This window comes from Actinomyces glycerinitolerans (assembly GCF_900098745.1).
Lineage (GTDB): Bacteria > Actinomycetota > Actinomycetes > Actinomycetales > Actinomycetaceae > Actinomyces > Actinomyces glycerinitolerans.
In genome coordinates, this window is the sequence record NZ_FQTT01000001.1 from 321112 (window position 1) to 342178 (window position 21067).

General features: G+C 71.8%; 15 protein-coding genes. 5 read left to right on the plus strand and 10 right to left on the minus strand.

Annotated elements, in window-relative coordinates:
* Positions 1-75: 75 nt before the first annotated feature.
* From proB to ACGLYG10_RS01305, 5 genes are all read right to left on the minus strand, one after another.
* The gene (proB, locus tag ACGLYG10_RS01285) at positions 76-1230 is read right to left on the minus strand and encodes a glutamate 5-kinase (RefSeq protein ID WP_073327239.1); all 1155 of its coding nucleotides are present in this window, start codon (positions 1228-1230) and stop codon (positions 76-78) included.
* The gene (obgE, locus tag ACGLYG10_RS01290) at positions 1227-2789 is read right to left on the minus strand and encodes a GTPase ObgE (protein WP_073327240.1); all 1563 of its coding nucleotides are present in this window, start codon (positions 2787-2789) and stop codon (positions 1227-1229) included. The genes proB and obgE overlap by 4 nt, the downstream gene beginning before the upstream one ends.
* Before the next feature lie 111 nt (positions 2790-2900).
* A complete protein-coding gene (gene rpmA / locus ACGLYG10_RS01295; protein WP_073327242.1) occupies positions 2901-3158 on the minus strand; it encodes a 50S ribosomal protein L27 in 258 nt (85 codons plus the stop codon).
* 59 nt (positions 3159-3217) lie between these two features.
* Entirely contained in the window at positions 3218-3538 is a 321-nt protein-coding gene (gene rplU, locus ACGLYG10_RS01300) for a 50S ribosomal protein L21 (protein WP_073327243.1), read from the minus strand.
* A 234-nt stretch (positions 3539-3772) separates the two neighbouring features.
* Positions 3773-6730 (minus strand): Rne/Rng family ribonuclease, encoded by a 2958-nt coding sequence (locus tag ACGLYG10_RS01305; RefSeq protein WP_083565284.1) that lies wholly within the window; start codon positions 6728-6730, stop codon positions 3773-3775.
* 686 nt (positions 6731-7416) lie between these two features.
* Between ACGLYG10_RS01305 and ACGLYG10_RS01310 the strand changes: the two genes are divergently transcribed.
* The 5 genes from ACGLYG10_RS01310 to ACGLYG10_RS01330 all read left to right on the plus strand — a co-directional run bounded on the left by ACGLYG10_RS01310 (position 7417) and on the right by ACGLYG10_RS01330 (position 16314).
* On the plus strand, positions 7417-8910 hold the full coding sequence (locus tag ACGLYG10_RS01310) for a cytochrome ubiquinol oxidase subunit I (RefSeq protein WP_073327245.1): 1494 nt from the start codon (positions 7417-7419) through the stop codon (positions 8908-8910).
* Positions 8911-9021: 111 nt separating this feature from the next.
* Positions 9022-10149, plus strand: coding sequence for a cytochrome d ubiquinol oxidase subunit II (gene cydB / locus ACGLYG10_RS01315; RefSeq protein WP_073327246.1), 1128 nt, complete (start codon positions 9022-9024; stop codon positions 10147-10149).
* 657 nt (positions 10150-10806) lie between these two features.
* Positions 10807-12558: a thiol reductant ABC exporter subunit CydD gene (gene cydD / locus ACGLYG10_RS01320; protein ID WP_211482953.1), complete on the plus strand. Its 1752-nt coding sequence runs from the start codon at positions 10807-10809 to the stop codon at positions 12556-12558.
* Complete coding sequence (gene cydC, locus ACGLYG10_RS01325; protein WP_073327249.1) at positions 12555-14459, plus strand: thiol reductant ABC exporter subunit CydC; 1905 nt, start codon at positions 12555-12557, stop codon at positions 14457-14459. Before cydD ends, cydC begins: the two co-directional genes overlap by 4 nt.
* Positions 14452-16314 carry a GAF domain-containing sensor histidine kinase gene (locus ACGLYG10_RS01330; RefSeq protein ID WP_083565285.1) on the plus strand — a complete coding sequence of 621 codons (1863 nt, stop codon included), beginning with the start codon at positions 14452-14454 and terminating at the stop codon, positions 16312-16314. The genes cydC and ACGLYG10_RS01330 overlap by 8 nt, the downstream gene beginning before the upstream one ends.
* On the opposite strand, the gene ACGLYG10_RS01335 is transcribed toward ACGLYG10_RS01330, so the two are convergent.
* The 5 genes from ACGLYG10_RS01335 to mutM form a co-directional block, all read right to left on the minus strand.
* Positions 16274-16828: a hypothetical protein gene (locus ACGLYG10_RS01335; RefSeq protein WP_139240689.1), complete on the minus strand. Its 555-nt coding sequence runs from the start codon at positions 16826-16828 to the stop codon at positions 16274-16276. The two genes, ACGLYG10_RS01330 and ACGLYG10_RS01335, sit on opposite strands and share 41 nt — an antisense overlap.
* A 506-nt stretch (positions 16829-17334) precedes the next feature.
* Entirely contained in the window at positions 17335-17988 is a 654-nt protein-coding gene (locus ACGLYG10_RS01340; protein WP_073327252.1) for a response regulator, read from the minus strand.
* 68 nt (positions 17989-18056) lie between these two features.
* A complete protein-coding gene (locus ACGLYG10_RS01345; RefSeq protein WP_073327254.1) occupies positions 18057-19283 on the minus strand; it encodes a glycosyltransferase in 1227 nt (408 codons plus the stop codon).
* Between the two features lie 5 nt (positions 19284-19288).
* Positions 19289-19873: a TetR/AcrR family transcriptional regulator gene (locus ACGLYG10_RS01350; RefSeq protein WP_073327255.1), complete on the minus strand. Its 585-nt coding sequence runs from the start codon at positions 19871-19873 to the stop codon at positions 19289-19291.
* A 165-nt stretch (positions 19874-20038) separates the two neighbouring features.
* The gene (mutM, locus tag ACGLYG10_RS01355; RefSeq protein WP_073327257.1) at positions 20039-21067 is read right to left on the minus strand and encodes a bifunctional DNA-formamidopyrimidine glycosylase/DNA-(apurinic or apyrimidinic site) lyase; all 1029 of its coding nucleotides are present in this window, start codon (positions 21065-21067) and stop codon (positions 20039-20041) included.

Below are 21067 nucleotides of genomic sequence, written 5' to 3' on the forward strand. Positions count from 1 at the left end.
GTACTCGGCGTCACTCCCACGCGGGTGCTGGTCTCCCCTCGGTCTCGTTAAGCGGAGCGCGAGGAGGGGTAGGCGTCAGTCGCCGGCGGTGCGGGGCAGCTCGGCCAGGTCGTCGCGGTGCACCACCGGGGCCACGTGGTCTCCGGGGGCGGGGGCGCCGCGGCCGCGGGCCTCCAGCACCTCCTCGATCTCGGCGGCCGCATAGCGGCAGATGCCGCGGGCCAGCACCCGCTGCGGCCCCACGATCTCCACCACGGAGCCGGACTCGAAGTCCCCGTCCACGCCGACCACGCCGGGCAGCAGCAGCGACTTCTTGCCCTCGGTGACCGCCCGGGCCGCCCCGGCGTCGACCAGTACCCGGCCCTCCGGCATGGAGGCGTGCGCCATCCACAGCCGCCGGCTGGAGCGGTGCGGCCCGGTGGGGGCGAACCAGGTGCCCAGGTCGGCGGGAATCGTGCGCCCGCCCAGCAGCCGGGGGGCATCGTCGGCGTCGGCGATGATGGTGGCCGTGCCGGACGCGCAGGCGATCGTGGCGGCCTGCACCTTGGTGGCCATGCCACCGGTGCCCAAGGCGCCGGCGTCGCCGTCGACCCGGACCCCGGCCAGCTCGCCGGTGCCGCCGACGTAGCGCACCGGGCGGGCGCCGGGCGTGCCCGGGCGGGCCGTCCACATGCCGTCCACGTCGGTGAACAAGATGAGCACATCGGCGGTGACCAGGTGGGACACCAGGGCGGCCAGGTGGTCGTTGTCGCCCAGGTTGAACTCGGTGGTGGCCACGGCGTCGTTCTCGTTGACCACCGGCACCGCCCCCATGGACAGCAGCGTGTCGAAGGTGGCGCGCACGGTCCGGTAGTGGCTGCGCACGGCCACGTCCTGGGCGGTCAGCAGCACCTGCGCGGTGACCGCCCCGTAGGCGCTCAGCGCGGTCTGCCAGCGGGAGACCAGGCGCCCCTGCCCCACGGAGGCGGCGGCCTGCAGCAGGCGCAGCTCGCCGGGACGCGACTCCAGGCCCAGCGGGACCAGGCCGGCGGCCACCGCGCCGGAGGAGACCAGCACGACGTCGTGGCCGCGGCGGCGCATGCCTGCCAGCAGCCCGGAGATGATGTCGATGCGGTTCAGGTCCAGTCCGCCGTCGGGGCGGGTCAGCGAGGAGGAGCCGACCTTGAGCACGACGCGCGCCCCCTCCGGCAGGGCGTCGGGGCGCAGGCCCACGGCATCTGCGGCGCTCATGCGTCCTCCCAGTCGGCGGCGTCGGTCCACAGTCCCTCGGCGGCCTCGTCGCGCAGCTGCTGGCGGGCCGCCTCCTTGGCGTCCATCCAGTCGTGGTACTGCGCGCGCCGCTCGGCGTTGGTGCGGCGGTGGTGGTCCTCCAGGCGGGCGTCGGTGCCGCGGGCGCCCAGCAGCTCCGCACCGGTGGTCATGGCCGGCTCCCAGGTGAAGATGACGCCGCCCTTGACATCGCCGATCAGCACGGTGTCTCCCGCGTGGGCGCCGGCCTTGGCCAGCTCGTCCTCGACGCCGCCGGCGGCCAGGCGGTCGGCCAGGTAGCCGACCGCCTCGTCGTTGGAGAAGTCGGTCTGACGCACCCAGCGCTCCGGCTTGTCCCCGCGCACCTGGTAGACGGTGCCCTCGGCGGGGTGCTGGATGACGGCCACGGTGGCGGTCGCCTGCCCGCCGCGGCGGCCCACGGCGGCGGGGCGGATGATGGGCCGCGCGGGCTCGGCGAGGGCCGGGGCCTGGGCGCGGGCCTGCTGCACCAGCTCCGCCAGGGCGAAGGCCAGCCGGGACAGTCCCGCATGGGAGACGGCGGAGACGGTGAAGGTGGGCAGGCCGCGGGCCTTCAGGTCCGCCTCCACCAGTTCGGCCAGGTCGGCCGCCTCGGGGACGTCGACCTTGTTGAGTACCACCACGCGCGGGCGCTCCATCAGCGGCGCCAGCCCGGTCAGCGCCGGGTCGGCCTCGTCGGCGCCCAGCCGGTCGGCGTAGGCGGCCAGCTCGGCCTCAATGGTGTCGAAGTCGCTGAGCGGGTCGCGGCCCGGCTCCAGGGTGGCGCAGTCCAGCACGTGCACCACCACGGCGCAGCGCTCGATGTGGCGCAGGAACTCCAGGCCCAGGCCCTTGCCCTCGCTCGCCCCCGGGATCAGCCCGGGCACGTCCGCCATGGTGAAGCGCGTCTCCCCGGCCTCCACCACGCCCAGGTTGGGGGTGAGTGTGGTGAAGGGGTAGTCGGCGATCTTGGGGCGGGCGGCGCTCATGGCGGCGATCAGGGAGGACTTGCCGGCGCTGGGGTAGCCGACCAGGGCGACGTCGGCGACAGTCTTCAGTTCCAGGGTGACGTCACGGGCTTCGCCGGGCTCGCCCAGCAGGTGGAAGCCCGGGGCCTTGCGCTTGGGGGACGCCAGGGAGAAGTTGCCGCGGCCGCCGCTTCCGCCCTCGGCGACGACGACGCGCTCACCGGCTGCGGTCAGGTCCGCCAGCACGCCGCCGTCGGAGTCCTTTACCACGGTGCCCAGCGGCACCGGCAGCACCATGTCCTCACCGTCGGCGCCACGGCGCCAGCCACCCTCACCGGGGGCGCCGGAGCCGGCGGTGCGGTGCGGGGAGCGGTGGTAGGTCAGCAGGGTAGTCACGCGCGGGTCGGCGGTCAGGATGACGCTGCCGCCGTGGCCGCCGTCGCCGCCGTCGGGGCCGGCCAGCGGCTTGTACTTCTCACGGTGGATCGACGTGCAGCCGTGGCCGCCGTCGCCGCCGGCGACGTGCAGGACCACCCGGTCGATGAAGCTGGGCATGGGCGTCTCCTCGGGCGCTGCGGGGCGGTGGCCCCGGGGGCCGGCATGCGCGAGGGCGGACGGCCGAAGCCGCCCGCCCTCGCGGATACCGTCATGGTGATGGAGGCTGTGTCAGCCTTCGGATGCGACGACGTTGACGACCTTGCGGTCGCGGAAGGTGCCGAAGTCGACGTTGCCGGCGGTCAGGGCGAACAGTGTGTCGTCCTTGCCGCGGCCAACGTTGTTGCCGGGGTGGAAGTGGGTGCCGCGCTGGCGGACGATGATCTCGCCGGCCTTGACGAACTGGCCGCCGAAGCGCTTCACGCCGAGGCGCTGGGCGTTGGAGTCGCGGCCGTTGCGGGAGGAACCAAGACCCTTCTTGTGTGCCATGTCGGGGCTTCTTTCTGTTTCGCTGTTGCCTGAAAGGATACTGCGGCGGGGCGGCCCGCTCAGCCGATCGCGGTGACCTTGATGGCGGTGAGCTTGGCGCGGTGACCCTGGCGCTTGCGGTAGCCCGTCTTGTTCTTGAACTTGAGGATGTTGATCTTGGGGCCCTTCTCGTCGCCGACGATCTCGGCCTTGACGGAGGACTTGGCCAGGTCCGCGGCGGAAGCGGTCACCTTGTCTCCATCCACCAGCATGACGGGGGCGAGAGTTACCTCGTCGCCGACCTCGCCGGCAAGCTTGTCGACAACCACGACGTCACCGACGGAGACCTTCTCCTGACGGCCGCCGGCCTTGACGATCGCGTAGACCACTTGACTGCTCATCTCTGTCGTATCTTCTAGTCGCTCGTTCCCGGGAGCGCTGCTCCACCGCTGGCGGGCGACTACTTGGGCAATGGTGCGGAAGGCACCGCCGGATTACTTTATGCGATCCGGCGGGCGACACCAACCTGTGAACGCCCGCCGGACCTGTGTTCTTCCGCACCCCACCGCTCGGAGGAGATGCTCCGGGGCGACGGCGGACGCCCGCTTCGGGGCGGTGGCGCCCGCCGGGGCCGCTTACTCCTCGGTGACGGCGCCCGCCGGGGCGGCCGTGCTGCTCTCCTCGGCCTGGGCGTGCTCGTGAGCGTGCTCGGCGGCCGCCGCAATCTGTGCCAGGGCTCCGCGCACGGCCGAGCGGGCGGCGTCGTCCCGGTCCTCGTCCCCCTGGGCGGACTTGCCGCGCCCGCCGGAGCGACCGGACCTGCCGGAGGACTTGCCCGACCTGCCCGAACCCTTGGCGGACTTCCCCTCGGCCTTGGCGCCGTCGTCGTCGCGACCGCGGCGACCCCGGCCGGAGCCGGCGCTGCGCGCGGCGGAGGCGGACATGTCCACCGCCTGGTTCTCCACCGGGTGCTCGTGAACGATGAAGCCGCGCCCGCCACAGCACTCGCAGGGCGTGGAGAAGGCCTCCACCAGCCCCTGACCGACGCGCTTGCGGGTCATCTGCACCAGGCCCAGCGAGGTGACCTCCGTGACCTGGTGGCGGGTGCGGTCGCGGCCCAGGCACTCCACCAGACGGCGCAGCACGAGGTCGCGGTTGGATTCCAGCACCATGTCCACGAAGTCGATCACCACCATGCCGCCGATGTCGCGCAGCCGCAGCTGGCGGACGATCTCCTCGGCGGCCTCGAGGTTGTTGCGGGTGATGGTCTCCTCCAGGGTGCCGTCCGCGCCGCCGGTGAAGCGCCCGGTGTTGACGTCGATGACGGTCATGGCCTCGGTGCGGTCGATGATGAGCGTGCCGCCGCTGGGCAGCCAGACCTTGCGGTCGAAGCCCTTGGCGAGTTGCTCGTCGATGCGGTGGGCGGTGAACACGTCCTCGGGGCTGACCCAGTGCTCCAGCCGGTCGGTCAGCTCGGGGCTGAGGTCGGACACGTAGGTGGAGATGGTCTTCCAGGCGTCGGGGCCCTGCACGATGAGCTTGCGGAAGTCCTCGTTGAACACGTCGCGCACCACGCGCACGGCCAGCTCGGGCTCCTCCTTCAGCAGCACGGGCGCCTTCCCGGAGCCCTTGAGCACCTGGGAGGACTTCTTCTCGATGGACTCCCACTGCGCCACCAGCCGCTTGATGTCGTCGGCGAGCTGCTCCTCGCCGGCGCCCTCCGCGGCCGTGCGCACGATCACGCCGGCGTCGTCGGGGACGATCCGCTTGAGGATCTTCTTCAGCCGGTTGCGCTCGGTGTCCGGGAGCTTGCGGGAGATGCCGGTCATGGTGCCGCCGGGCACCAGCACCAGGTAGCGGCCCGCCAGGGTGATCTGGCTGGTCAGGCGGGCGCCCTTGTGACCGATGGGGTCCTTGGTGACCTGCACCAGCACGGTGTCGCCGCTGGCCAGGGCGTCCTCGATGCGGCGCGGCTTGCCCTCCATGCCGGCGGCGTCCCAGTTGACCTCGCCGGCGTACAGGACGGCGTTGCGTCCCTTGCCGATGTCCACGAAGGCCGCCTCCATGGATGGCAGCACGTTCTGCACACGGCCGACGTACACGTTGCCGACCAGTGAGGTCTGGGTGTGCCGGGCGACGTAGTGCTCCACCAGCAGCCCGTCCTCCAGGACGGCGATCTGGTTCAGGCCGTCCTGCTCGCGCACCACCATCTGCCGGTCGACGCTCTCGCGGCGGGCCAGGAACTCGGCCTCGGTGATGATGGGCCGGCGTCGACCCGCGGCGCGCCCCTCGCGGCGGCGCTGGCGCTTGGCCTCCAGGCGGGTGGAGCCCTTGAGCGCGGTGATCTCGTCCCGGGAGGCGTCGGAGCGGCTGCGAGAACGACGACGGCGACGACGAGAACTGCCGGCGCTCTCCTCCGGCGTCTCGGCGGAGGTCCGGTCCGTCTGCACACTGTCCGCGGCGTCGGCGGGCGTCTCGTTGGCCTCGTCGGCGTCGTCGGCGCTCTCGACCGTGGCGCCACGGCCCTCGGCGCGGGAGCGGGCACGCCGCCCGCGTCCGCCGCGGCGGCGCTTGCGGCGGCCGGTGGCGGCCTCCTTGTTGGTCTCAGTGCCCTCGGCGTCTTCTGCTCCCTCAGCGTCCTCCGTCGGGGCCGACTGGGCGGAGGCGGCCTCGTCGGCGTCCCGGGCCGGGCCGGCGTTGCGGCCGCGGCGCTTGGCGGGGGCGGCCTCCTCCACGTGCTCGGGCGCGGTGGAGGCGGCGGTCGCGCGACGACGGCGCCGGCGACCACCGCGGGTGCCGGTAGCGGCCTCGTCGGAGTCGGTGGAGGCGTCGGTACCGCCGGAGCCGGTGCCAGCGGACACAGCCGCATCGGGCTTGGCGGCCGGGGCATCCCGGTCCCGGCGTGAGGCGGACTCGGGGCTCGACTCGGCCGGCTGGGCCTGGGCGGGGGTGGTGGCGGCGACCTTCACCTTGCGGCGCCGCCGCCGGGCCAACGCCGGATCGGGGGCCTGGAACAGGAGCGACGCGGCGGGCAGCTGCGGCTCCTCCGGCTCCGGCAGGTCCTCCTCCAGCTCCGGCGTGGATGGGTCGGCGTCGGAGTCGGCGCCTGACTCGGGCTCGGGTTCAGCGTCTGCCGTGGCGTCGCCATCTTCAGCCTCGGCAGCCTCCGGCTCACCTGCCTCAGACTCGCCGGCCTCGGCGTCGGCGGCTTCGGCGGCTTCTGCGTCCTCGACGTCCTCGGCCTCCAAGGTCTCCGCATCAGCTGCGTCCTCGGCGTCTTCGTTCTCCGCAGCATCGGAGGCTTCCGCCTGCGCAGCGTCGTCGGCGGCGTCGACCGCCGCGGCGTCAGTTTCCTCGGGCGTTTCCGCGGAAGCGGCACTGTCAGGCGCGGCGATGCCCTCGGCCTGGGCCGCAGCCTCTTGTGCCTCGGCGTCTGCGGCGTCGGGAACCTTGCTCGGCGCGTCGGGAGCGGACTCGGGCGTAGTTACAGCGGCGGTGACTCGGCGGTGCCGACGGGCAGGCCGCTTGGGGGCGTCTGTCTCCTCGGAGCCCTGAGCGTGGGAGTCGTGTGAGCGCGATGACGAGGGGGACATGGGTCTATCTGCACTTTCGGACGCTATAGCTCCGCCGTACCCGCGGCGCCATGGCGCGGTCGCGCTCCCCTGGCGGGGAGCTAAAAGCCTACGTGTGCGCCTTGCGGCGCCGGCCTGCGGCGGAACTCGCACGTTGCGGAAGTGCGGCGGCGCTCTGGGCGGCGCAATTCTTCCGGGCGGTCTCGGCCGAGGGTCGGACACCGACTGCCGGTACGGGACCGCCGGTGCCAGGGGCAGTATCCCACAGGTGTAGCCCCACCGGGTGGCAGTCGGGCTGGTGGCGCCGTCGTCTCGCCAACGGCGGACAGGCCGACCGGCGGCCCGCCGACCAGTACTGTCACAAATGGTGACAAACGCGCCCGCGACACCAACCTGCCATCACCAAAACGTTGAAATCACGCGATTTCAGAATCGAGCCGGGACGTCGGGAGGCGCGTTTGTTACCAATTCTGACAACCAACCGCCCCCACAGCGCAGAAAGTTCACTCCCGGGCCGACACCGGCGGGCCGCCGACGCCACAGACACCCGCCGGCACCCGCCGCCCCCACAGCCCCACACAGCCGCATAACGAGTCACACCTTTTCACGACACACCGTCACCCGCCGCCTATACTTGGCCTATCTCCCGGGGAGCCCCTATAAGGTTCCTCTTATATTTCCCGTGGCCCTCGCGAAAGGCGGCGCAGATGAGCCTCGCACCCATGGCGCTCGACTCCCTCGACGTGGCTCGATGGCAGTTCGGCATCACCACGGTCTACCACTTCATCCTGGTACCGCTCACGATCGGCCTGTCCCCACTGGTCGCACTGATGGAGACCCTCCACCTGCGCACCGGCAACGAGCAGTGGCGGACGGCCACCCGGTTCTTCGGCAACCTTCTGCTGATCAACTTCGCGCTCGGCGTCGCCACCGGCATCGTGCAGGAGTTCCAGTTCGGCATGAACTGGTCGGAGTACTCCCGGTTCGTCGGCAACATCTTCGGGGCGCCACTGGCCTTCGAGGCCCTGCTGGCCTTCTTCATGGAGTCCACCTTCCTGGGCCTGTGGATTTTCGGGCGCGACCGCCTGTCCCCCAAGTTGCACAACCTGTGCATCTGGATGGTCGCCCTGGGCACCAACCTCTCCGCCTTCTTCATCCTCGCCGCCAACTCCTGGATGCAGCACCCGGTCGGCGCCGTCGTCAACCCGGACACCGGCCGGGCGGAGCTGGACGGGGTCGGCGGATTCTTCGAGGTGCTCGGCAACAAGATCCTGTGGGTCACCGTGGCCCACGTGATCGCCTCCGCCTTCCTGGTGGCGGGCACGCTCATCCTGGGGGTGTCCGCGTGGTGGATGATCAAGGCCGCCCGCGCCGGGCAGGACTTCGAGGCGCGCCGACTGTGGCGCCGCATGACTCGCTTCGGCGCGGTCACGATGATCATCGCCGGTATCTTCACCGCCGGCTCCGGCCACATCCAGGGGCAGCTGGTCGCCGAGGAGCAGCCCGCCAAGATGGCGGCCGCCGAGATGCTGTGCGAGACCGAGTCGGGCGCGGGCTTCACCGTGGCCGCCTTCGGCTCCTGCGCCGACGGCACCGCCAAGCACCTGATCACCGTCCCCTACGTGTATTCCTTCATGGCCACCAACGATCCCACCGCCGAGATCATGGGCCTGAATGACGCACAAGAGCTCTACGCGGAGCGCTACGGCGACGGCGTGGACTACACCCCCAACGAGATGGTCACCTTCTGGTCCTTCCGCCTGATGATCGGCCTGGGCATGCTCGCCATAGGCATCGGCGTTGTCGCCCTGTGGCTGACGCGCCGCGGCCGCTTGGTCGACTCCCCGTTGCTGGGCAAGATCGCCCTGTGGAGCATGTGGCTGCCCTTCGTGGCCTGCTCCTTCGGCTGGATCATGACCGAGATCGGCCGCCAGCCCTGGGTGGTGGTGCCCAACCTCGCCGACCCCGTCTCCCAGGTCTACATGCTCACCGCCGACGGCGTCTCCCCCACCGTCGCCTCCGGCACCGTACTGGCGTCGCTGATCGGCTTCACGCTGCTGTACGCCGCCCTCGGCGTCGTGTGGTTCCTGCTGCTGCGCCGCTACGTCCGCGAGGGCGTGCGCGCCCAGGTGCCCGACGTCGTCGACGCTGCCCGGCGCCCGAGTGACGACGCCGAGGCGCCGCTGTCCTTCCAGTACTAGCCGCACCCGATGCCCACCGAAGCAGCCGCCGAGGCCCACACCGGCCGACGCCGTCGCCCGCCGACACTGCCGCCAACCACCGCCCAACTCGACTAGCCCGTGGAGCCCGCCGTGACACTCTCCGTCCTCTGGTTCATCCTCATTGCGATCCTCTGGGTCGGTTATCTGACCCTGGAGGGCTTCGACTTCGGCGTGGGCATGCTGCTGAAGATCCTCGGCCGGGACGAGCGGGAACGGCGCGCCATGGTGCGCACCATCGGCCCCCACTGGGACGGCAACGAGGTGTGGCTGCTGACCGCCGGCGGCGCCACCTTCGCCGCCTTCCCCGAGTGGTACGGCACCCTGTTCTCCGGCGCCTACCTGGTGCTGTTCCTCATCCTGCTGTGCCTGATCGTGCGCGTATGCGCCATCGAGTGGCGTGGCCGGATCAACGACCAGGCCTGGCGCGACCGGTGGGACTGGGCACACGCCATCGCCGCCTGGGTGCCCTCGATCCTGTGGGGGGCGGCCTTCGCGAACATGGTGCAGGGCATGGAGATCGAGGTGGTAGACACCGCCAGCGGCGCGCCCGTGCCGGCCGCCGAAGTACCCGCAGACGCGCTTGTCGTAGGTGCTTCCCACCTGCTCACCGGAGGGTTCTTCAGTCTGCTTACGCCCTTCACGCTGCTGGGCGGCGCGGCCACCTGCCTGCTGTTCCTCACGCACGGGGCCCTGTTCACCGCGTTGAAGACGGCCGGCGATCTGTCCGTGCGGGCGGGAACCTTCGCCCGTCGCTGCGGGGTCGCCTCGACGGCGATTGCCGCCGTCTGGGGCTTGTGGGCGACCAGTTTCTCGGCCACCGCCTGGGTCTGGTTGCCACTGGTGGTGGCGGCGTTGGCGCTCGTCGGTTCCCTGGTGGCCTCGTTCCGCGGCCGGCAGGGGCTCGCCTTCGGCCTGCACTTCGCCGGTATCGCCGGAGTCGGGGCGCTCATCTTCACGGCCATGACGCCCGACGTCATGCGTTCCTCGATCGATCCCGCGTATTCCCTGACCATCGCGCAGGCCACCTCCGCCGACGCCACCCTGGCGATCATGACGGTTGCCGCCGTCGTCTTCCTGCCGGTCGTGCTCTTCTACACGATCTGGGGTTACCGGACCTTCTCCGCGCGCATCAGCGCCGAGCGGATCGACCCCGCCGCCGGTGGGCTGCACCCCACGCGAGTGCGCGACAACGCCCAGCCCGCGCCCGTCGATCACTGAAGGCGCGCTCACCCCTCCGACGTTGGCGGGCCCGCAGCCCTGTGGGCCTTCTCCTGGGCCTCCATGAGTTCGTCGTACATGTCGAAGTCGAGAGTGTCTGCACGCAGCTAGAACGCGTTGTTTTAGGCCGCACTATCGGCGCGAACGTGTGTTTTGGCCCGGCGGCGTGCGGGGGCGGTGTTGCTGCACGACCTTGGGCGACACTGCACGACCTTGGTGCACATTCCACGACCCCGGGGTGGTCGTGCAACGCACACCAGCGTCGTGGAACGCGGCCCGGGGTCGTGCAGTACATACACGGGGGTGGGGTGAGCATCACCGCCACCCCACGCGTAACGGGTTACCGACACGAACGTGATGCACTAGACCAGCGCGTCGCGGGGAGGCGCGCTGAACCATGCCCACCCCCGATGACCCCTGACTTTCCCCACTATCTCAACGAAAAATCCCGATGACGCACACGCATTCACGCCGATAACCCTCTAAGGGCCGACATGCCAAAGTCCGCAAGGGCAAGGGAATGGCCCGGCAGGTGAGCAAAGTGATTGAGTCGACCGCTCATCTGATCCGGCCCATTGGTGTCCTTGTGGATGCCTGCCACCCCGCCGAGAGCCCGCTCCCGGGACTACGGTCCCAATCCGGCACTATGCTGTTTGGGTGAAGCCGTTGGACCCCCGACTCATGCGCTACGCAGCCGCGGCCCGGCGCTACATCGCCACGACGGCGGTCACGGGCGCGCTCACCGCGCTGCTCGTCGTCGCCCAGGCCTGGCTGATCTCCCGGGCCATCTCCCCGGTCATCACCGGGGGCGCCGCCCCCAGCACCGTGCGGCCCGCGATCGCGGCGTTGGCCGGAGTGGTGACGGCCCGGGCGCTGGTGCTGTACGTGCAGGAGTCGCGCGCCCACCGGGCCGCCACCGACGTCACCATCGACCTGCGCCGCCAAGTACTGCAGCGCGCCGCCGCCCTGGGGCCACGCTGGCGGGCCGTCCACGGCGCCGACACCGCCACCCTGCTCACCCGCGGCCTGGACGACCTCGAGCCCTACTTCACCCGCTACCTGCCGCAGCTGCTGCTGGCCGCCACCGTCACCCCCGCCACCGGTCTGGTTCTGCTCACCCAGGACCTGCCGTCCGCGATCGCGGTGGCCTGCACGATCCCGCTGATCCCGATCTTCATGATCCTGATTGGCCGCCTCACCGAGGCCCACTCCGAGGCCCGACTGCGCACCATGGAACGCCTGGGCAGTCAACTGCTGGACCTGCTGGCGGGCCTGCCCACCCTCAAGGCGCTGGGACGCCAGGCCGGCCCCGCCCGGCGGGTGCGCGAGCTCGACCGCGCCTACAACGCCACGACCATGTCCACGCTGCGAGTGGCCTTCCTGTCCGGGGCGGTGCTGGAGTTCATCACCACCCTGTCGGTGGCGATCGTCGCCGTCGAGGTGGGCTTCCGGCTGCTGTACGGCCGCATGGACCTGGCCACCGGCCTGCTGGTCATCATGATCACCCCGGAGGTCTACCAGCCGCTGCGCCAGGTCGGCCTCCAGTTCCACGCCTCCGCCAACGGGGTGGCCGCCGCCGAGGCCGTCTTCGCGGTGCTTCAGGAGCCCACGCCGACGCCGGGTACCGCCCCCGCCCCAGACCTGCGCACGGCCCGCATCGAGCTCGCGCAGGTGTCCGTGTCCGCCCGTGGCGCCTGGGCGCCCGCCGACCTTACGGCCACGATCCGCCCGGGCCGGGTGGTGGCACTGACCGGCGCGTCCGGCACCGGCAAGACCACCGCCGCGCAGCTGCTGCTCGGCCTGCTACCCCCCGACCGGGGTCGGGTGCGGGTCATCGCCGCCGACGGGCCGCCAATGGACCTGGCCGACGTCGACCCCGCCTCCTGGTGGGAGCAGATCGCCTGGGTGCCGCAGCGCCCCGTGATCGTGCCCGGCACGCTGCTGGAGAACACCATCGGCCAGACCCCTACCGACGCCACCGCCCAGGTCCCGCCCGCCCTGGCGGATGCCGCCGCGGCCACCGGCTTCGACGCCGTGGTCGCCGCCCTGCCGGACGGTTGGCGCACCCGCGTGGGTCAGGGCGGCGTGGGCCTGTCGGTCGGGCAGCGTCAGCGCCTGGCCCTGACCCGCGCCCTGGTCACCGACGCGCCCCTGGTGCTGTTGGACGAGCCCACCGCCCACCTGGACGCGGCCAGCCAGGCGCGGGTGCTGAACGCCGTGAACGCCCTGCGCGCGGCCGGCCGCACGGTCGTGGTAATCGCTCACCGGGCGGCACTGGTGGCCCTGGCGGACGACGTCGTCGAGGTGGCCTCGCGCCCCACCCCCGCGGCGGACTCGAGCGGCGCCACCCCCGCTGCGAGCCCCGCCGACGCCATGGACGCGCTCGTATTCTCCGAGGACAACCGATGAGCGCCGCGCTTACCACCGCCGAACGCCGCGCCCTGCGCCGCGCCGTGACCCTGCTCGACCTGGACGGCACCCGCTTCGCCGCCTCCGTGATCGTCGGCTCCCTGGGACTGGCCAGCGCGGTCGGCCTGTCCGCCGTGGCCGCCTGGATGATCGCCCGCGCCGCCCAGGCCTCGGAGGTGGCCGCGCTCGGCGTGGCCCCCGTCGCGGTGCGCCTATTCGGCATCTCCCGCTCCGTGATGCGTTACTGCGAGCGTCTGCTGTCCCACGACACGGCGCTGCGCGGCATGACTTCCCTGCGCACCCGCCTGTACGAAATCCTGGCCGCCGCACGCACCGACACGGTCGCCGGACTGCGGCGCGGCGACGTCCTGGCGCGGGTGGGGGCCGACGTGGATGCGGTCGGCGACCTGGTGGTGCGCTCACTGCTGCCGATCGCGGTGGCGGCCGTGCTGGGGCTGTCCACCAGCCTGGGGGTGGCCCTCGTGTTTCCCCCGGCCGGCGCGATCCTGGCGGTCTGCCTGCTGCTCTCGGGCGTGGCCGGCCCGCTGGTGACGATCCGCTCGGCCCGTGCCGCCGAGCTGGCCCGTCAGGAGCAGGCCACCGACCTGTCGGCCGCCGTCATGAACCTGCTCGACGGCGCCGACGAGCTGCGCGTGTCCGGCCGCATGCCGCGCGCCATGAGCGACCTGGCGGGCTTGGAGGCGCACCTGGCCGCCACCCGCGACCGGGCGGCCCGGCCCGCCGCACTGGCCGCCGTCATCGACACCACCGCCATGGGACTGGCCGTACTCGGCAACATACTCGTGGGTGCCCCGGCCGTGGCGGACGGGCGCCTGGCGCCGGTGTGGCTGGCGGTGATCGTGTTGGTGCCGCTGAGCGCCTTCGAGGCCTCCGCCGCCCTGGGGCCGGCCTCCGTCCAGCTGGTCACGTCGGCCGGCGCGGCCGTGCGCATCGTGGACCTGCTCGACGACGCCGCCGCCTCCGCCGCCCGCGTGCCCACGCCGCGTCCGCTGCCGGCCGCGAGCGCCTCCGGGCCGCGGTTGCGCGCCCGGGGGCTGGCGGTGGGCTGGCCGGGCGGACCGGTCCTGGTCGACGGCGTGGACCTGGACCTGGCGCCGGGGCGGCGTCTGGCCGTGGTGGGTCCCTCCGGCATCGGCAAGACCACGCTGCTGCTGACCCTGGCCGGACTGTTGGAGCCGCGCGCCGGTGAACTCACCCTGGATGGGGCGCCGCCATGGGGGGCCGAACGGGCGGAGGCCGCCGCGCGGGTGAGCCTGACCGCGGAGGACGCCCACGTCTTCGACACCACCGTGTTGGAGAACCTGCGCGTGGCCGACGGCGCGCTCACCCGCGAGCGGGCCGCCGCCCTGCTGGCACGTGCCGGCCTGGGCGACTGGCTGGCCCGACTGCCCGACGGACTGGACACGCGCCTGGGGGCGGGTGCGACGGCCGTGTCCGGCGGGGAGCGGCGCCGCCTGCTGCTGGCCCGCGCCCTGGCCGCGCCCGCGCCGCTGATGCTGCTGGACGAGCCCGGAGAGCACTTGGACGCCGCTACCGCCGATCGCCTGGTCGGGGACCTGTTGCACGCCGGCACCGCGCCCGCACCCGCCGCCGGTCCGGAAGCCTCGAACGCTGACGCGACCGGCCCGGCCGCCGAGGCCCGCGGCGTACTGCTGGTGACTCACCGCCTGTCGGCCCTGGCCGACGCCGACGAAGTACTCATCCTGGGCCGCCCGCACGCCGCCGCGCGCCCAGACGAAACGGGCGGCTTCGACGGCACCGACGATTCCCCGGCCGGCACCACCGCCGTCGTGACCCGGCGCGGCACCCACGCGCACCTGACCGCCGTCGACCCCGATTACCGCTGGTCCCTTCAGCAGGAGCAGGAGACTCATGTCTAACACGCCGTCCTACCCCGGCAGCCCCGGCCAGAGTGCCGTCTCCGCGCCGACGGGAAGCACCGTCGGGCTGTTCCGCGCCGCCCTGCGGCTGACGAGCTCGCTGAAGGTCCCGGAGGCACTGAACCGGTTGGTCGACTCCGCCTGCGCCCTGACCGGGGCGGCCTGGGGGACGATCGCCGCCCCCGGGGCCGCCGACCCCGCCACCGCCGCCGCGCTGACCACCGGCACCGCCACCGTCTCCACCGACGAGCTGGCCACCATGGTCGCCGGCGCGCCGGAGGCCGGACCGGAGGACTGCGGCGTCGTCGTCCGCAACACGCCCGCCGGCGATGGGCAGCGCTGCGGCTCGATCCTGTCCGCCCCGCTGCGGGTGCACGGGCAGGTCTACGGCCGGCTGTTCCTGTGCGACAAGCAGGGCGGGTTCACCGACGCGGACGTCACCGCCGTGCTCACGCTCGCGGAGGCCGCCGCCGTCGCGCTGGAGAATGCCCGCCTGTACCGGGAGGCCCGCGACCGTGAGCAGTGGATGGCGGTGTCCCAGGAGTTGACCACCATGCTGCTGTCCGGGGCCGACGAGGGCGACGCGCTGACTCTGATCGCCCGCCGCGTGCGCGAGGTCGCCCACGCGGACACCTCCGCCCTGGTGCTGCCCAGCGTGGGCGACACCTGGATCTGCGAGATTGCGGACGGGGAGCACGCCGACGAGCTGATCGGCACGTTCTTCCCGCCCGAGGGCCGCGCCCTGAAGACGCTGGCGCGCCGCACCGGGCTGATTGAGGACTCGCTGGCCGACGCCTGGGGTGCCTCCGACCTGCTGGTTGAGGAGCTGTCCCAGTTCGGCCCGGCCCTGTACGCCCCCATGATTCACCGCGGCCGTGGCGTCGGCGTGATGCTGCTGCTGCGTGAACAGGGGGCGGAGCGCTTCACCCAGCAGGATCTGGAGATCGCGGAGCTGGTGGCCGGGCAGGCGACCATGGCCTTCGAGCTGGCCGACGCCCAGCACGCCGAGGAGATGGCCACGCTCCTGGATGAGCGGGCCCGCATCGGCCGCGACCTGCACGACCTGGCGATCCAGCAGCTGTTCGCCACCGGGATGCAGCTGTCCGCCGCCCGCGACCGGCTGCAGGCCGAGGGCACCGCCTCCGGTACCGACATGTCCGTGGCCTGCCAGGCGCTGGACGCCTCCCTGGCGGCGGTGGACGACTCGGTGCGGCAGATCCGCTCGATCGTGCGTTCGCTGCGCGACCGGGATGAGGACGTCAGCCTGGTGGAGCGGCTGCGGCGGGAGGCCTCTCTGGCCCGCACCTCGCTCGGCTTCGCGCCGTCCCTGATCCTCACCGTCGACGGCCACGGCCTGGCGCAGGCGGAACGGGACCGGGAGGACGAGCTGATCGGCGTCATCGACGCGGCGGTGGAGCCGGACCTGGCCGACGACATCGTGGCCGTGGTGCGGGAGGGCCTGTCGAATGTGGCCCGCCACGCCAAGGCCTCCTCGGTGACGGTGGACGTGAAGGTGGAGGGGCTGCTCACCTCCCAGCCGCCCGCCGGGCAGGACGGGGCGGCGTCCGGGGATGCCGAGCCCTTCCGGGGCGCGCCGGTGGTGGAGGTGGTGTGCCGGGACGACGGCGTGGGTGTGGACCCGCGGGTGACACGCCGCTCGGGGACCGCGAACATGGCCGAGCGGGCCCGCCGCCACGCCGGCAGCTTCGTGATCGGCCCGCGGGCCCGTTCCGACGGCGAGCGGCGGGGCACCTGCTTCACCTGGCGGGTGCCGCTCCATCGGGATAGCCGAAGCGGACTGCCTGATTACATGCTCAGTGGCGTGACCGGGCAGCCTTCTGCGCCGCCCTCCTGATACGCCACCACTGCTGCATCTGGAACGGGTGGTCGTCAGGAAGACCTTCATACCTATCAACTTGTTCCGGGTCCGCCACCAACAGCACGCCCAGATCCCCCATGCGCTCTCTGGTCGCAATCAGCATCTTGGCAGCGGCCACGGCCCCAGAACTAATCCATTCGCTTTCGATGCGATAGGCTCCAACCAGCAACTCGGACCTGCCCTGGCCGATATCCCGCGCCATCGCCACCATCTTCACCACGCCGAGGCTCCGCCTGACCCATGGGAACAGCAGAGCCAGTGGAGCCACCATATACACGACGGGGGTGAGCAGAATGAGCTTGATCGCATGCCCCCGCCGCAGCGCGGCCCCGGTCCAGGGACCGTACTCGCGCAAGAAGGGATCAACATCCCACGACTCCAGGGAGAAGCCCTCCCGCCGCAGCACATCAACCACCACCCGCACCGCCTCTCGAGCAGGCAGTGCCACAACAAACCGGCGAGCCGGATACGTGCTACCAATCGAACTCACAGCCCACACCTCCCCAACCGTTGACCGCGCAGCCGTTCCGTATCACAGGCAGCAAGCCCACTAACTCCCGCTGCTTCTCACAGCGACCACATGCTGGCAACCTGCCGCTCCGCCGCCGCATAGAGATCATCGGCATAACGGGCTCTTCCGGTGTGTGGGTGTGGTGGGCGTTGTCGGCCTGGTGGGCGGGCCTGGAAGGTCGGGTGCTGGCGGGTGGGCGGGCGCCCCGCCATGGGACGGAATGTCCAAATCCGGCACAAAGGCCGTCGACGACCGCAGGGGCCGATTTGAAAACCGCATGATTCCAACATTCTGCCCGCGGCCGCGGGCGACGTCGGAGTCGTTTATGCCGATCCTGGACACTTCGAGCCGCCGCAGATGGGACTCGGCGCCAACGGCGGGCCACCGTGGGCGGACAGGCCGCGGTGACGTCGGCCGGGCCCGGCGCCCGCACCTGCCCCGCCCCCCACTTGGACCCCGAATCTCCAGGTTGTGACAGCCACGCCTCAGGAGCGTCGCCAGCCGGAGGCGCGCTGCCCGGCCACCCAGGCGGCCACCTGCGTGCGCCGCTGCAGGCCCATCTTCGCCAGCAGGGAGGTGATGTGGTTCTTGACGGTCTTCTCCGCCACTCCGAGCCGCTCGCCGATCTCCCGGTTGGACAGACCATCGCCGATGAGTTCAAGCACCTTGCGCTCGGCATTGGTCAGGTCTGCGGTGGGATCGTCGTGGTCCGCGCGACGGCGTGTGACGGTGCGCTCATCGAGCAGGACCCGCCCGGAGGCGACCGCCCGCACCACGTCACTGATCTCGGCGCCGTGGACGGTCTTGAGCAGGTATGCCCTGGCGCCGGCGTCGAGGGACTCGGCCAGTGCCTCGTCGTCATCGAATGACGTCAGCACGATCGGCAGGGCCTCGGGCACGGACTCGCGCAGTGCCTGCATGAGCTCGATGCCGGTGCCGTCGGGCAGCTGCAGGTCCACCAGTACCACATCCGGGCGCATGAGTTCGGCGCGGCGGATGGCCTCCGCCTTGGAACCGGCCTCGGCGACCACGTCGAGCCCGTCGGCACGCTCAATGATCTCGGCGATGCCGCGGCGGACGATCTCGTGGTCGTCCACGATCATGACGCGGACCGTTTCGGGCGCGGGGGCACTCTGCATATACCGGAGACTAGCAGCAGCGGGGACCTACGTCACAGTCAGGTGCCGGCCGTTCGGGAACACCTAACTTACCGAGCGTGGACGAACTCAACGGTCCTGGCGACGCCTCCACGATCGTCATAGGACTCGGCCAGCTGTGTGGCCCGGGCGCGATACGCGTCGGCAGACTCCCCCGCTGTGAGCCGGCGTAGCACGCAGGCCAGGCGCTGCGGCGTCAGGTCACGCGTGCTGAGATCCTCCGGCCCCAGGCCGAGCGCGGCCACGCGGCGCGCGAAGTAGGGCTGATCGAGGGTGTAGGGGATGATGCCCTGCGGCACGCCCGCCGCCAGGGCCGCCTGGGTGGTGCCGGCTCCGCCGTGATGGACCGCCGCGGCCATGCGGGGCAGCAGCCAGTCGAAGGGGGTGTCCCGTATGAGGTGTACGTGCGGACCGAAGTCGCGGTCCCATTCCTGGAAGCTCGCAGCCGGGTGCAGGACTGCACGTACCTTGGCGCGCCGCGCCGCCTCCGCCTGTATGGCGACCGCGCCGACGGGATCTCGCAAGGGGACCGAGCCGAAGCCGATGTACACCGGCGGCGCGCCGGCGTCCAGGAAGCGTTGCAGGTGGGCGGGAGGCTTCCACTGCGGCGACGCCGCCGCCAAATGCCCGGTACAGGCAACGGTTTCCGGCCAGTCGGGGGCCTGTGGGACCAGAAGCGATGAGCAAGCCAGAATGACGTGTTCCGACGTGGACGGCGCGACGGTGGCGGAGGAGGCCGCGTTCAGGCGGTGCACCGCCCGGCCGATAGGGCGTCCCATGGACACCGAGCCCCGGCGCACCAGGGTCGATGCCCACAGGTTGAGTGCGGAGCGGTCGGGCCGCACGGCACCGACCAGGCACTGCCCGTAGGCGGTGGGCAGCGTGGGCGCCAGCATGAGTTCGAAGGTCTTGCAGCCGTACTGCGCCGCCAGGAGTCGGCTTGCGGCCAGCCCGAGCACGCCGGTCACGATCCGGTCCCCCGGCCGGACGACGTCAAGGAGGGTGCGTGCGATCGGTTCGGCGGATCGGGCCATCCACCGGCGTATGAGCAGCGCTCCGGCCGTCTGGCTGCCCGCCACCAGGCGTCCCAGCGGCGCCGGCCTTATTGGTCCGATGATGTGGGCACCCAGGCCGCGGAAGGGAACATCCGCCTCGGCGGCGGTGTCCGCGTACTCCTCCAGTCCCACCACGAGCACGTCGTCGCCCCGCTCCTTCAGGGCGGCGGCGAGTATCAGCTGAGGCCGCAGATCCCCCATGGATCCGATGGCGATATGCACGAATCTCATTGGTCGCACCCGCTCGGGGCGTTCACGGCGTTATCCGCCATGGCGCCGTCGATCATGCCGTGCAGAAGCTCGACCGCATCATCCGCCCGTAGTTGTCCCGCGGCGACGGCGTAAACGCAGCCGATTAGGCTCATGTAGAAGCTTCCGGCGCACAGGACCACCCGGGAATGCTCGTCCGGCAGACCGAGCAACTCCGCCCAGCGTGAGGTGATGAGCGCTAGGACACGTCCCAGGCGCTCCTCATTGCCGGGCTCTGAGCCAATTGCGATGAGGGCGCGCAGATAGTCGCGCGATAGCTCCGTACCCTCGGCGGTCAGGCCGGGGGTGGCGACGACGAAAGCGCGCAGCGCCGCGCGAGGATCCTGTTCAGCGGCGAGCGCGCTCAGCGCCGCCTCGGTCGCCACCTCCTCCATGCAGGTAACGAACAACTGATCCTTAGTCCCCACTGAGACGACGGTGCCCGCGGAGACTCGTGCGGCGGCGGCGATCTGCCGCACCGAGGTGTCGGCATACCCCTGTTTGAGGAACAGACGCCGCGCATGGCGGCGGACTGCGGCTTCAGTGGCGATACGTCGTTGCATCCCTCGGATCCTCCAACCCACTTCTGAACACGTTCACTTCTGAACACGTTCAGAATATGTGAATGTCTCGCGCCTGGCAAGGGTCGGGGGTTCGGTCGAGTGGCGCCGACCCCATCGACTCGCAACGGAAATCGCGCTCTACGAGTGGACGGCGAGGTCGGGACTTCAGGCGCGCGCCGACCGCGGCCGGGTCTGGCAGCGGGGGCAGAACACGTGGCTGCGGCCCCCGATCGTCTCGGCGCGCAGGAGCGCGCCGCAGCGTCGGCACTCCTGTCCGGCCCGCCCGTAGACCGCCAGGGAGCGGGCGAAGAAGCCGGCGGCGCCGTCGGCGTCCACGTACAGGGCGTCGAAGCTGGTGCCGCCCGCGGCCAGGGCCCGCTCCATGACCTCCCCGGTGGCATCCAGCAGGCGGGCGGTCACCCGCGGTCCCAGCGCACTGCCGCGGCGCAGGCCGTGGACGCGGGCGGCCCACAGTCCCTCGTCGGCGTAGATGTTGCCGATGCCGGAGACGATGCCCTGGTCCAGGAGCAGGGTCTTGACCGCCCGGTTGGAGTGGCGCATTTTGGCGACGACGGCTGGACGGTCCAGGTGCGGGTCGAGCAGGTCGCGGGCGATGTGCGTGACGTCGGCCGGTATCAGTGGCGCGAGGCTGCCGGCGCCCCCGGGGGCGCCGTCGGCGGTGGGCACCATGTCGGTCACCCGCAGGCCGCCGAACATGCGCTGGTCCACCAGGTCCAGGACCGCGCCTCCGGGCGCGTCACCGGCGATGGGACTCAGGTGCAGGCGCACGCGCAGGTGCCGTGGGCGGGCGTCGGGGTCCTCCGCCGGGAGCGGGGCGCGCGTGGCGGTCAGGTCCACGCGGGGCGCGTCGGGGTCGCCCAGAAAGGCGTGGGCGTCGTCGCCGGACTCACGCGCGGCGAGCGCGCCGGGGGTGCCGTGCACCAGCAGCTGCCCACTCATGCCCAGGTGGGCAACCAGGGCGGCCCCGTCGTCGAGCGGCAGCCACAAGAACTTGCCGCGGCGCACCGCGGCGGTGAAGGTGCGGCCGGTCAGCCGCTGCACGAAGGCGTCCGCGCCGCCCTCCTGCCGACGCAGCGGCCGCGGATCGAAGATCTCCACACGCTCCACCATGCGGCCGGTCAGGTGGCGGGCCAGGCCGGCGCGGACGGTCTCGACCTCGGGCAGTTCCGGCAA